This is a genomic window from Pseudomonas sp. KK18 (genome assembly GCF_037094675.1).
Taxonomy (GTDB): Bacteria; Pseudomonadota; Gammaproteobacteria; order Pseudomonadales; family Pseudomonadaceae; genus Aquipseudomonas.
On record NZ_CP146605.1, the window covers coordinates 2,233,589 to 2,246,523 of the forward strand.

General features: G+C 59.1%; 13 protein-coding genes. 9 read left to right on the plus strand and 4 right to left on the minus strand.

Annotated features, from left to right (window positions below; translation table 11 throughout):
• Positions 1–10: 10 nt before the first annotated feature.
• Together V6607_RS10070 and V6607_RS10075 are read right to left on the minus strand one after the other, a co-directional pair.
• A complete protein-coding gene (locus V6607_RS10070; protein ID WP_134326041.1) occupies positions 11–1,219 on the minus strand; it encodes a pyridoxal phosphate-dependent aminotransferase in 1,209 nt (402 codons plus the stop codon).
• An 11-nt stretch (positions 1,220–1,230) separates the two neighbouring features.
• Positions 1,231–1,896: an RraA family protein gene (locus V6607_RS10075; protein ID WP_134326042.1), complete on the minus strand. Its 666-nt coding sequence runs from the start codon at positions 1,894–1,896 to the stop codon at positions 1,231–1,233.
• A gap of 117 nt (positions 1,897–2,013) precedes the next feature.
• On the opposite strand from V6607_RS10075, the gene V6607_RS10080 reads away from it, so the two are divergent.
• Positions 2,014–2,910 (plus strand): LysR family transcriptional regulator, encoded by an 897-nt coding sequence (locus V6607_RS10080; RefSeq protein WP_008433274.1) that lies wholly within the window; start codon positions 2,014–2,016, stop codon positions 2,908–2,910.
• Positions 2,911–2,961: 51 nt separating this feature from the next.
• A complete protein-coding gene (locus tag V6607_RS10085) occupies positions 2,962–3,885 on the plus strand; it encodes a LysR family transcriptional regulator (RefSeq protein ID WP_087692928.1) in 924 nt (307 codons plus the stop codon).
• On the opposite strand, the gene V6607_RS10090 is transcribed toward V6607_RS10085, so the two are convergent.
• Positions 3,788–4,492 carry a TetR/AcrR family transcriptional regulator gene (locus V6607_RS10090; protein ID WP_134326043.1) on the minus strand — a complete coding sequence of 235 codons (705 nt, stop codon included), beginning with the start codon at positions 4,490–4,492 and terminating at the stop codon, positions 3,788–3,790. The two genes, V6607_RS10085 and V6607_RS10090, sit on opposite strands and share 98 nt — an antisense overlap.
• Positions 4,493–4,616: 124 nt before the next feature.
• Between V6607_RS10090 and V6607_RS10095 the strand changes: the two genes are divergently transcribed.
• The 4 genes from V6607_RS10095 (at position 4,617) to V6607_RS10110 (ending at position 8,370) form a co-directional block, all read left to right on the plus strand.
• The gene (locus V6607_RS10095) at positions 4,617–5,840 is read left to right on the plus strand and encodes an MFS transporter (RefSeq protein ID WP_134326044.1); all 1,224 of its coding nucleotides are present in this window, start codon (positions 4,617–4,619) and stop codon (positions 5,838–5,840) included.
• Positions 5,841–5,952: 112 nt separating this feature from the next.
• Positions 5,953–6,333, plus strand: a complete 381-nt coding sequence (locus V6607_RS10100; RefSeq protein ID WP_003207908.1) for a type 1 fimbrial protein — start codon at positions 5,953–5,955, stop codon at positions 6,331–6,333.
• Positions 6,334–6,355: 22 nt separating this feature from the next.
• Positions 6,356–7,261, plus strand: coding sequence for a LysR family transcriptional regulator (locus V6607_RS10105; RefSeq protein WP_003207910.1), 906 nt, complete (start codon positions 6,356–6,358; stop codon positions 7,259–7,261).
• 116 nt (positions 7,262–7,377) lie between these two features.
• A complete protein-coding gene (locus tag V6607_RS10110; protein WP_134326045.1) occupies positions 7,378–8,370 on the plus strand; it encodes an MBL fold metallo-hydrolase in 993 nt (330 codons plus the stop codon).
• 7 nt (positions 8,371–8,377) lie between these two features.
• Here the strand turns inward: V6607_RS10110 and V6607_RS10115 are convergent, their stop codons facing one another.
• Positions 8,378–9,301: a LysR substrate-binding domain-containing protein gene (locus tag V6607_RS10115; protein ID WP_087692926.1), complete on the minus strand. Its 924-nt coding sequence runs from the start codon at positions 9,299–9,301 to the stop codon at positions 8,378–8,380.
• A 196-nt stretch (positions 9,302–9,497) separates the two neighbouring features.
• Between V6607_RS10115 and V6607_RS10120 the strand changes: the two genes are divergently transcribed.
• From V6607_RS10120 to V6607_RS10130, 3 genes are all read left to right on the plus strand, one after another.
• Complete coding sequence (locus V6607_RS10120) at positions 9,498–10,418, plus strand: ABC transporter permease (RefSeq protein ID WP_003207915.1); 921 nt, start codon at positions 9,498–9,500, stop codon at positions 10,416–10,418.
• Between the two features lie 7 nt (positions 10,419–10,425).
• On the plus strand, positions 10,426–11,289 hold the full coding sequence (locus V6607_RS10125) for an ABC transporter permease (RefSeq protein WP_008433279.1): 864 nt from the start codon (positions 10,426–10,428) through the stop codon (positions 11,287–11,289).
• Positions 11,290–11,351: 62 nt separating this feature from the next.
• A complete protein-coding gene (locus V6607_RS10130) occupies positions 11,352–12,932 on the plus strand; it encodes an ABC transporter substrate-binding protein (protein ID WP_003207917.1) in 1,581 nt (526 codons plus the stop codon).
• The last annotated feature ends 3 nt before the right edge of the window (positions 12,933–12,935 follow it).

The window sequence follows — 12,935 nt, forward strand, 5'->3', positions numbered from 1 at the left end:
CGGGAATCCGTCAGCGCAATCGATGGCACGCTTCATTCAGGCGACGGCAACCTTCTTCAATCACGTCAAGCGAGCTGGCGAAAGACAGGCGGATATACGGCGACATGCCGTACGCCGCGCCGCTTACGGTGGCCAGGCCGTGTTCCCGCAGCAGGTGCTCGGCCAGTTGGGTGTCACTGTCGATCCGCTCGCCCTGGGCGGTGGTCTTGCCCATCAGCCCGGCGACGTTGGCGAACACGTAGAACGCGCCATCCGGTGGCGTGAAGCTCACGCCGGGAATGTCTTCGAGCAGGCCCAGCATGCGTTCGCGGCGTTGCTGGTACACCTCGCGCATCCCGGCGATGGGCGCCTGGTCGCCGGCGAAGGCGGCCACTGCGGCAGCCTGGCTGAGGGAACTGGGGCAGGTGGTGGTTTGCGAGAGCAGCTTGGCAATGGCCGCGATCAACCAGGTCGGACCGGCACCGAAGCCCAGGCGCCAGCCGGTCATGGCGTAGCCCTTGGAGGCGCCGTTGACGATCAGCGTGCGCGGCTTCAGGTCCGGTGCGAGTCGGGTCAGGGAAACGTGGCGGGCATCGTCGTAGACGAAATGCTCGTAGATCTCATCCGCCATGATCAGCACATGGGGATGGCGCCGCAGCACCGCGGCCAGGGCCAGCAGTTCGGCCTCGTTGTACACCGCGCCGCTGGGGTTGTTCGGGCTGTTGAGGATCACCCATTTGCTGCGCGGGGTGATCGCTTGTTCCAGGGCCTGAGGCGACAGCTTGAACCCCAGTGACTCGTCGCCGGGAATGATCACCGGCGTCGCGTCATTCAGCCGTGCGATGTCCGGGTACGACACCCAATACGGCGTGTGCACGATGACTTCGTCGCCGCGATTCAGGGTCGCCGCCAGGGCGTGATAAATGATGTGCTTGCCACCGCACCCGGCAATCACTTCGTCCAGCCCATAGTCCAGCTGGTTATCGCGCTTGAGCTTGAGGCAGATCGCCTGGCGCAGGGCGAGGGTGCCGCTGGTGGCGGTGTAGTGGGTGTCGCCACCGTGCATCGCGGCGCTGGCTGCTTCGAGGATATGCGCGGGTGTATCGAAGTCCGGCTCGCCCACGGTGAAGTTGACGATGTCCCGGCCCTGGGCGCGCAGTTCGCTGACCAGTGCATTGGCGGCGATGCTCGGGGAGGGCGCGATGCCCAGCACCCGGTCGGACAGAAAGGCAGTGCTCATGATGACTCCCCTCAGCCTGCCAGGCCGGCCTGTTGCAACACCTTGTCGATCCAGCTCTGGCGCACCGCACCGCTGGCAATTTCGGCTTTGACTTGCTCTTCATGGGCCGCGTGTTGCGCGGCCTTGCGCAGCACTTCGGCGGCGTCGGCCTGGGAGAAGGCGACTAGGCCGTCTTCGTCACCCACCAGCACATCCCCCGGGTTGATCAGCATGCCGCCGATGGACACCGGCACATTCACCTCGCCCGGGCCGGTCTTGTAGGGGCCGCAATGCACCACGCTGCGGGCGTAGCAAGGGGTGTCCTCGAAGCTCGCGACATCGCGAATCGCCCCGTCAATCACAAACCCCACGCAGCCGCGTTGCTGGGCGTAGAGCTTGACCAGTTCGCCGATCACCGCGTTGTTGGTGTCGCCCTGGGCGTCCACCACCAGCACGTGGCCCGGCTCCAGCATGCTCAAGGCCTTGTAGATCAGCAGGTTGTCGCCGGGGCGGGTTTTCACCGTGAGCGCGGTGCCCACCAGCTTGCCGGTGCGGTTGTAGCGGTTCAGCCCACGGGCGCCGATGTGCCGGCCGAGGTTGTCGCTGATGTGCGGGGTGACCACGTGAGTGAAGGCTTCGAGCACTTCGGCAGAAGCCAGCGGCGGGTTGGGGAGGATGCGGGAACCGGGCAAGGACATGGCTGTAACTCCGATTGATCTTATGGGTCTGTGGCTAGATCTTAGGAGTGATGAACATACAGTTTTAGCGATATTTTATTATCTGATAGGATCGCTTTTTCTCATGGGAGATAGCCGATGATCACGTTCAAGCAAATCGACGCGTTGTACTGGATTGCCGAGCTGGGCAGTTTCGAGGCGGCGGCGAACAAGCTGAACATGTCGCAGTCGGCGATTTCCAAGCGCATCCAGGAGTTGGAAGAAACCTTCGATGTGGAGATTTTCGACCGCAGCAAACGCAATGCGCGGTTGACGGAAAAGGGCGCCGAGTTGCTCGACTACGCCAAGGACCTGCTGGAGCGTCGCGACTACATGCTGGAGCGGGTCAGCACCCGTGAAGTGCTGGTGCGCAGGTTTCGCCTGGGGGTGACGGAATTGACGGCTTTCACCTGGTTGCCGGCGCTGGTGGAGGCGTTGCGCGAGGCCTATCCCAAGGTGCAGATCGAACCGTCGGTGGAGTTGAGCAGTGAGCTGTTTCGCAAGCTGGAGAGTGATGAGCTGGACCTGGTGATCGTGCCTGATGCCTACAGTGATTCGCGCTTCCTGAGTACGCCGCTGGGCAGTGTGGAAAACGCCTGGATGTGCGCACCGGGGTTGGTCAGCGAGGCTGATCCGGTGGGGCTTGAGGCATTGGCCGGGTATACGGTGTTGACCCAGGGTTCGCACTCGGGGACGGGGCTGATTTATGAGCGCTGGTTGGCAGCGCATGCTGTGCAGATGCCGCGCAAGTTGACCAGTCATAACCTGTTGGTGCAGGTCGGGCTGGCGCTGTCGGGGGTGGGGGTGAGTTATTTGCCCAAGGGGTGTTTGTCGCATTTGATCGAGCGCGGGGAGCTGCGCGCGCTGGTGACGGAACCGGCGCTACCGAGGGTTGGGTATGTGGCGTTGCATCGCGGGGATCGGCAGTTTGGCTTGAACCAGAATGTGGCGCAGTTGGCGGTGCAGTGTTGTGATTTTTCGCGGTTGTTGTTTTAGTTTTTCGAAGCAGTGAGCGAGTCCTTAAAGACCTACCCGGTGTAATCCATCATGAAACGCCATTTCGAAGATTTGCAGCTGGGCAGCATCGAGCTGTTCTGCCTGGCCGCCGAGGCCAGCAGCTTTACCGCCGCCGCCCAGGTGGCAGGCGTGACCCCGGCGGCGGTGAGCCGCAGCATCTCGCGGCTGGAAGAGCGCCTGGGCTCCCGGCTGTTTGTGCGCACCACCCGCAGCATCCGCCTGACCGATGGCGGCCGGACATTTTTCGAGCAATGCCGCCAGGCGCTGACGCAACTGGTGGAAGCCCAGCAGGAAATGATGGGCGCGCAATCGGTGCCGTCCGGGCTGTTGCGCATCAGCATCCCGACCACCTACGGCCATCACCGGATCCTGCCGCTGCTGCCGAAATTCCGTGCGCTGTACCCGCAAGTCAGCGTGGATATCCACATCAGCAACCGCAACATCGATTTCGTCGCCGAAGGTTATGACCTGGCCATTCGCGTGCGGGCCCAGCCGGACTCGACGCTGATTGCGCGGTTGCTGGAAGACGCCAGGCTGGTGGTGGTCGCGACGCCGGCGTACCTGAAGCGTGCCGGCACGCCCCAGGCCCTGGAGGATTTGCCGAACCACGAGTGCATCCAGTACGAATTGCCGAGCAACGGGCGGCGCATTTCCTGGCTGTTCCAGGTGGACGGCAAGGAGCGGGAGTTTGCCGGGGAAGCAGGCTACAGCTGCTCTGACGACGTGCTGGGTGGCGTAACCCTGGCCAAGCACGGCGCGGGGTTATTCCAGACCTACAAGTTCATCGTCGAGGAGGAGTTGGCCAACGGCAGCCTGGTGGAGGTCTTGCAGCCTTACGGCGGGCGCTCACGGCCGTTTACCTTGCTGTATCCCCATGGCCGCTATGTACCGCATCGGGTGCGGGCGTTTGTGGATTTTCTGCTGGAGCATCGCGCCGAATGGGCGGCGCTGTAGCGGCGGATAAGTCCCAGGTCAGCATCAGTTGGCCAATGGCAGTATCGATGGCATCAGCGTCGACGCCATCCCGGGCGAGGATCGACACACCCTGCAGGAAACTGTCGTAGACCGTGGTCATGGCACGTGCATTGGTCTCGGCCGGTAACTGGCCTGCGCGAATGCCGCGCTCGACACAATGCACGATGCCCGCCCGTGTGCGCTCTCGCGAATGGGTCAGCCCATGGGTGACTTGTGCGTTCTCGGGGGAGGGCGCGCTCATCACGCCCAGGGCTACCATGCAGCCTTTGGGATGCCCCTCTTCACACTGCATGCGTGCGGATTGCCGCAACGCCGTCTCGATGGCCTGGCGCGGTGGCAGGCTGTCATCCCACAGGCATTCGGTGACCTGGGCGAACGTCGCCAGATAACGCTGCACGCACTCCTGGAACAGCGCGTCCTTGGAGCCGAACGCCGCGTAGAAACTTGGCGCAGAGATGCCGCCGCCCAATCCGGCTTTCAACTGGCTCAGGGACGTCGCGTCGTAACCGTGCTGCCAGAACAGGTGCATGGCCTGTTCCACGGCCTGGTCGCGGTCGAAGGTGCGGGGGCGGCCCATCTGTGCCATGTGGAAATCCTCTCGGGTGATGAGATAAATACTAGTCGATACATAAGTCGTTGACAACGCTGCGTGGGTCGCCCAACATTTATATCGATCGGTATTTAAGTCCTCTCGCTCAAGGAGTTTCCCTGTGACCCCCTCAACCACCTTATCGACAGACGCCGTTCCCGACCGCTTGCCCGTCGGCGCCTTGCTCGCCCTGGCCATGACCGGTTTCATCTGCATCGTCACCGAAACCCTGCCGGCGGGCCTGTTGCCGCTGATCAGCGATGGGCTGGGAGTTTCAGCGTCCATGGCCGGGCAGATGGTCACCGCGTATGCGCTGGGCTCGGTGCTGGCGGTGATCCCGCTGACCATCGCGACTCGCGGCTGGCGGCGACGCAATGTGCTGCTGCTGACCATCGTCGGTTTTCTGCTGTTCAACTCCATCACGGCGCTGTCCTCCCACTACGGGCTGACGCTGTTGGCGCGGTTCCTCGCCGGGATGGCGGCGGGGCTGGCCTGGAGTTTGTTGGCCGGCTATGCGCGGCGCATGGTTGAGCCACATCAGCAGGGCAAGGCGTTGGCGCTGGCCATGGTAGGAACGCCGATTGCCCTGTCACTCGGCGTACCGCTGGGCACCTGGCTGGGTGGGCTGGTGGGCTGGCGCACCACGTTCGGGATCATGTCGGCACTGACCCTGGTGTTGATTGTCTGGGTGCTGGTGAAAGTGCCGGATTATCCCGGCCAGTCGGCCCATCAGCGCATGCCGTTGCGCAAGGTGCTGACCACGCCGGGTGTGCGGCCAGTGCTGGCGGTGGTGATCTCATGGATGCTCGCCCATAACATTCTCTATACCTACATCGCGCCGTTCGTGGCTCCGGCGGGCTTGGTGGACCGTGTGGATCTGGTGTTGTTGGTGTTTGGTATAGCGGCGCTGCTCGGGATTTGGGTGACTGCTCGGTTGGTGGATGTGGCGTTGCGCAAGACGGTGCTGGTCAGCCTGGCGGGCTTTGCGGCGACGTGCCTGGCGTTCGGTTTTCTCGCGCAAGTGCCGGGCGTTATTTACCTCGGCGTGGCGGTCTGGGGCTTGAGTTTTGGTGGCGCTGCAACGCTGTTGCAAACCGCGTTGGCGGACGCAGCCGGGGATGGTGCGGACGTGGCGCTGTCGCTGAATGTGGTGGCCTGGAACAGCGCGATTGCCGGAAGCGGCGTGGTGGGTGGCGTGTTGCTGGATACCTGGGGCGTGGCGTCTTTCCCATGGGCAATGTTGGTGTTGCTGGCGGTGGGCTTCGCGATTGTGTGGTGCGCGCGACTCCATGGCTTCAAGCCGGGGCACCGGGCCCACGGTAAACCTGTGGTTGGCGGGCACTGATATTTCCAAAGTCTTTGGAAAAACCGCTTCTAACATCAGACAAATCTTAAAATAACCTGCTGCTCGGCCGATATCCCGGGGCATAGGCTTTATCACCCCCGGGAGTATCGGCATGCGCATCAAGAGAATGTCTGCAATCCATGTTGGCCTGTTGTTCAGCCTGTCCGGTGCCTGCATGGCCGCGAGCCCGGTGGGGCAGGGAGTCATCTCGTTTCACGGCAGCATCGTCGAAGCGTCTTGCACACCGCTCGCCGTGGCCAACGGGATGAAACTCAACAATTGCCCTACGTCCGCACGCGGCAGCGCCATCAGCGTGCGCAGTGTGCAACCGGTGGGCTCGGTCACGGCCCTCGACCACAGCGCCGTGAACGTGAAGCTGGTCGCCGACAGTGGCCGGGGAGACCGCTATTACCAGCAGCAATATGCGTTGGTGGATGGCCAAGGGAGGCCTGTGACGTCGGGGCAGTATCTGATTACATTAACGTCACCTTGAGAGATGGCAGTGGATCAACCCGATGAACCTGACTGGACACAACCTCGCGCTCCTGACTTCCCTCAGCGTCTTGCTTGAGGAGAGGAACGTCACGCGGGCGGCGGCGAAGCTCAACCTGACGCAGTCGGCGTTATCCGCGCAGTTGTCGCGGTTGCGTGACCTGTTCGGCGACCCTTTATTGATGCCTGCTCAGTCCGGAAAAGGCATGGTGCTGACAGCACGTGCCGAACATTTGCGTCAGCCGTTGCGCCAGGCGTTGCAGGTACTGGGGACGGTGGTCGGTGACCTTCCATGCTTTGATCCTGCCAAGTCGGACCGGACCTTTGTGATTGGCGCGAACGATAACGCCGCTGCGATCGTCGCGCCCCGGCTGGTGCAGCTTGTGCAGGCTGCGAGTCCTGGGGGCATCCGGGTTTCGATACGTGCGATCGACCAGGTGTTGCTTGGCGATCAGTTGGAAAGCGGCGAGATTGACGTCGCGCTGGTATCACACAGCCGTATCGGGAACCTGTCGCACGAGTTGCTGCTGCAGGAAGAATTCAAGATGGCCCAGCGCGCCGATCACCCTCGCGGATCCGCGCCACCAACGCTGGAGGAATACCTGGGCCTGGAGCATGTGGTGGTGTCGGGTGCCGTGAACAGCTTTCACGGTTTTATTGATGATGTGCTCGCGCAGAAGGGGCGTGCGCGCCGTGTCGCGGTGTCGGTGCCTTACTACAGCATCGTTCCATTGCTGCTGCAGAACAGCGACTGTGTAAGTGTGCTTCCGTCCCGTTTCCTGAGCCGTTATGAGCGCTCGCTGGCGGCCCTTGCTCTGCCCCTCGAGGTGCGCGACTTCAGTTTGTTCTCTGCCTGGCATCCACGGTTCGACAAGGACCTGGCACATCTCTGGTTGCGCGAACAACTCAAGCTCTGCGTGCTTTCCTGACGACATCAGGCCCTGGCAGGTATCTACGCCACACATACCTGGCATGCGGAGTTTCGATTTCAACTATAAAAAACGCTTGAATAGGATGCCGCCGATTCCAACTGGAGAGCTGCACCATGACCAAGCTGACATTTACCCGCGTGTTGAATTACACGGCCCTTGCTGCTGCCCTGGCACTGGGAGCCATCGCGGCACCGGCGGTGGCAGTTGCCGCCGCGCCCCAAGTCAAAACCCAGGCCCCTGGTTACTATCGCACGATGCTTGGAGATTTCGAGGTCACCGCGCTGAGTGACGGCACCATCGATGCACCGTTCGACAAATTGCTGAATGAGCCGGCTGCCAAGACCACTACCGCACTGCGCAAGGCGTTCCTCGGGGTGCCCACCGAGGCCTCGACGAACGCGTATCTCGTCAATACCGGCACTCGGCTCATCCTGATTGATACCGGCGCTGGTGCGCTCTTCGGGCCGACCCTGGGCAAGCTCGCGGCCAACCTGCAGGCAGCCGGCTACAAGCCGGAGCAGGTCGATGACATCCTTCTCACGCACATGCACCCGGACCACGTGGGTGGGCTGGTTGCCGAAGGGGTGATGGTGTTTCCGAACGCCACGGTACACGCCGACAAGCGTGACGCCGATTACTGGCTCTCGCCGGCGAGGCTGGAGCCTGCCTCGGCCGACGCCAACAGCTTCGTACCCGAGTTCGCGAAGGGTGCAATGGCTTCCTTGAACCCGTATATCGCGCTTGGAAAGTTCCAGCCTTTCCAGGGCAGCGGGGAGATCCTGCCGGGGTTCAAGGCGCTGTCCAGCTATGGCCATACCCTGGGGCACACCAGCTACCTGGTTGAGAGCAAAGGCCAGAAGATGATTGTCGCCGGTGATCTGATCCACGCCGGTGCCGTGCAGTTTGCCGACCCGTCGGTGACTATCGAGTTTGATACGGACAAGAAAGCCGCCACCACTGCCCGCGAGACCGTGTTCAGCCTGGCTGCGAAAGAGGGCGCGCTGGTCGGCGCGGCGCACCTCTCGTTTCCCGGCCTGGGGCATTTGCGTGGTCAGGGCGCCGCGTGGCAATGGGTGCCGCTGAATTACTCAACCGAACTGAAGTGACTCGCGATTAGTACGCTTCACGGGGAATCATGGAAATAAACTCCGACCTGAAGATACCTTCCATGACCTGCATGAAATCCGAGGCGAGCTTGGAGCGCTGCTGGTGACCCGGAAATACCATCGAAACCTCGAAGGGTATGTCCTGGTCCAGCGGTCTGAACGTAAGGCCCGGGTATTTCGAGTAGGAGGCGGTGAATGGATCACACACGGTGATGCCGAGCCCCCCGGACACCATTCCGCAGGCGGAGTGCGCGGCGGTGGTTTCAACGCTGGAGACGCCTGCAACACCCCGAGCCTCCATGGCTGATGTGATGCGTCGCTGCAAAGGATTGTTGGCGTTCAGGGTAATCAGGCGTCGCCCGTGCAAATCCTCCAGGGTCACCACGTCTTTGGTGGCCAACATATCGTTGGCCGGCATCACGCACACCGCGCTGATGGGTGGCAGGTTGATCACCTGGATCCCGGGATATTCCCCTGAAGGAATCTGCACAAAACCAATATCGATCTGGTTGGCAGACGTCAGTTCCAGGATGCCCACCGAGTTGCGCACATCCAACGAGGTTCTGACCTCGGGGTGCTTTCGCGCGAATCGGCATACCCCCTCAGCCACCACACTGAGCCCCAGCGTGCTCATTGAACTGATCCTCAATGTGCCGGTGCGCAGCGTCACAAGGTCCTCTGCAACCCGCTCGATGCGTTCTATGCCTTGATAAAACTTGTCCACCTCCGCGTACAACACCTGTGCTTCCGCCCCGGGAATGAGGCGATTGCCTTCACGGCGAAACAGTCGAAGGGAAAGGACAATTTCGAGGTCGCGGATGAGCCGGCTGATGGCCGGTTGACTGACCTGAAGTGCCTCGGCGGCGATAGTCATGCTTCCGGTGAGCATGACCGCCCTGAAAGCTTCCAATTGGCGAGGATTGAGTTTCATTGTGGCTCTCGATCGAATGTTGGAGGGCGCATTTTTGCGAGCGTATAACATTTTGTTATGTGCGTCCAACCTGTTACCGGTTTGCTATAAGCATGTAACGGCGCGATGATTTAGTTGCGTGGTTTTACCAAAGAAAAGCAGTTCCCGTTATTAATATCGGGTGCCGCTTAAGTAAAAATAAAAAAGAGGATAGCGCGTGCTGAATTATACCGTCCGCAGGTTGTTACTTCTGCTTCCGATGCTGCTGGGAGTCTCCATTGTGGTCTTCCTGGTCATGCACTTTATTCCGGGAGATCCTGCGCAGCTGGCAGCAGGTCCGGATGCAACAGCGGAAGATGTTGCGCAAATAAGGCAAAACTACGGATTGGATAAGCCGCTAATCAATCAATACCTTATTTATGTCAGGAAAGTTGTCGTGGGTGATTTTGGCGAGTCATTCCAGACATTCACGCCCGTGCTCGAAGGTATAGCCAGAACTCTTCCCGCCACGATTGAACTGACCGCTGCCGGAATGTTGCTTGCCGTCATCATTGGCGTTCCCCTCGGTATTGCGGCCGCTTTGAAGCCCAGAGGCTTCCTTGATAGTTCGCTGACCACCGTTGCAGTTCTGGGCATATCAATGCCTGGCTTCTTTCTGGGACTGATATTGATGCTGATCTTTTCAGCCAACCTCGGATGGTTGCCGCCGACCGGCAGAGGCGGGCTGCAACACCTGATATTACCGGCCTTGACACTTGGTTTGCCGTATGTTGCAACTTTTTCACGGCTGGCCCGATCCACCATGATGGATGTGCTGAGGGAAGATTATATTCGTACTGCCTATGCGAAAGGTGTACCGAGTTACAAGGTAGTACTCAAGCATGCACTTTCCAATGCGGCCATTCCATTGGTGACAGTATTCGGTATGGACTTCGGCCGGTTACTGGGTGGCGCGGTTATTGTCGAGACAGTATTTGCCTGGCCGGGAATGGGGCGGCTCTTGATTGATGCAATCATGGCTCGGGATATTTATGTCGTCCAAGGCACAGTTCTTGTGTTTGCCGCGGTGGTGGTAATTATCAACTTAATGGTGGATTTGGTTTATGGCGTCCTCGACCCTCGCGTCACTTACAACTGAGGCCGATATGAAACTTCCGAAAAAATATCGGTTGGGTTTTGTCAGTTTCCTTATTTCCAATAAGCGCTGGTTCGCGTTTGCTTCATTGATCGTGATCCTGGTGATGGTTGCTGCGGCGATAGCTGCCCCTTTGTTGTTTGATTGGGATTCGGTCACCAAGATCAACTTATCAACGTCCCTTGTCGAGCCCGGTGCAAGTTCCTGGCTCGGCACGGACCAATTGGGCCGTGACTTGTTGGGTCGAGTCGTGTGGGGGGCACGAATTACGCTCACCGTCGCAGTTTCAAGTGTCAGCATTGCGATGGTCATTGGCATCGCTTTAGGTGCGGCGTGTGGCTATTACAACGGCGCCATCGCCGGGGTGGTGATGCGGGTCATGGACTCGATGATTGCATTTCCCCGGACACTGGTTGCCATTCTGGTCATCACGGTGGCGGGCAACAGCATAGTAAGCCTGACACTGGCCATCGCCATTTCAACGATCCCGATTTACGTGCGTTTCTTTGCCGGGCCGGTCATGGCATTGAGAAACCGCGAGTTTGTATTGGCCTCCAAGTCGATTGGCGTCAGCGATCTGCGGCTGCTGCTGATACATATCCTGCCGAATATCGGTTCGCTGGTCATTATCCAGGCCACCGTCTCGCTGGCTGAAGCAATCCTCATTGGTTCCGGGCTCAGCTTTCTGGGGCTTGGCCCGCCGCCGCCCACCCCGGAGTGGGGCTCGATGATTGCCGAGTCGCGGCCGCTATTGACCACCCATCCCTACGTATTGATTGCGCCCGGATTTGCACTGGTTTTGACCATATTGAGTTTCAACATTGTGGGGGATGCGTTGCGAGACTACATCGACCCGAAATCACGTAACGCATAAATGAGTTCGGCGCGGTTAAACACGCCCTGTGTGTCCACCAGAATTATCAAGCGAGAAAGATTATGCGGCGTCTGAATTGCCTGGAAGTATTGATACGGAGTTTCGCTGTTGTCGGCATCCTTGGACTGTCGGCGGGCCTATCGTTTGTTGCCAACGCCAAAGACCTGAAGAAGCTGACATTCGTTCAAGGCGCTGATATCGATACCCTGGACCCAGCGATTTCGCGCAGTGTGCCTTCCTATAACGTGATTAATCACCTGTTTAATCGGTTGGTCGCATGGGACGGTCACGGGCATAACACGTTTGTAGCTGATTTGGCGCAGTCATGGTCAAGGTCCGAGGATGGACGGCAATGGATTTTTATCCTGAAACCGGGAATTACCTTTCATGACGGCACGGCGTTTGATGCTGCAGCGGTGAAGTTTAACCTGGACCGAATCATGAACCCCAAGCTCGGTTCTCCGCACCGGTCCTACTATGCGGATATAGCTTCGGTGGATGCGCTAGCGCCGAATGAGTTACGCATCACCACAAAAAATCCGTCACCCACAATGTTGGAGTTACTGGCAAAAGAATCTTCGTCAATCAGCAGTCCGGCCGCTGTCGTTAAATATGGACGGGCTTATGGGCACCATCCCGTCGGTACCGGGCCCTACGTATTTGATAGTTGGATACCCAACGACCAGGCCGTTATTCATAAGAACAACGCTTTTTATGGAACAACGGCAAAACCGGAAACCATCGTGTTCCGTCCGGTCAGGGAAGATTCTTCCCGAGTCATAGAGCTGCGAACGAACAATGCGGATATCGCGGCAAATTTATCGCCCGAGGCGGCTATTGAATTAAAGGAACTGAATAAATCCACCTTGCTGCGGGTACCCAGCACATTCCAGGTGTTCTTTGAAATGAACCTGACCAAACCGCCCTTTGATGACCCGCGCATACGGAGGGCGGTGAGTATGGCGATTGATCGCCAGGCATTGGTCGACAAAGTGTTGTTGGGATATGGAAAAGTACCCACTGGCCCATTTCCGGAGGGTACGCAAGCCCGACGTGAATTCCCTCCGGTGAAGTACGACCCTGATGCGGCAAGAAAAATAATTAACGAGGTATATCCAGGCGGTTATCCAGGCACCGTAGTTATATGGACCCCGGCGGGACGCTATACCAAAGATCGCCAGGTCTCGGAAGTTGTCCAAGGCTATCTTAACGCCGTGGGGCTGAAGACCGAGTTTAAGGTATGGGAATGGGCAACGTATCAAAAGAACTTGTATCGCCCCGAGCCGGGCAAGGGCACGGGCAAAGGTAGCAATGACGCAAACATGTGGTTACTGGGAACGGGCATATCTGACGCGGATATTCGTTTGCGTCGAAAGTTGTCCAGCGGCGACCCGCAGAATCTCACGGGTTACAGCAACCCTCAGGTAGACAAATTACTTCAGTTGGCCTCGCGTGAACTGGATGAAAAAACACGCATGTCCTATTACGGCCAGATTCAGCAGATTCTATGGGAACAAGACCCGGACAATCTGCCGCTGTTTGACCAGGAGCAAATAATTGGTGTGCGTAAAGCGTTGAATGGCCTGGATGTCGATTATGAAGGGACCATCGATTTGACGAATGTAGAACTTATTGAGCGGTGATTT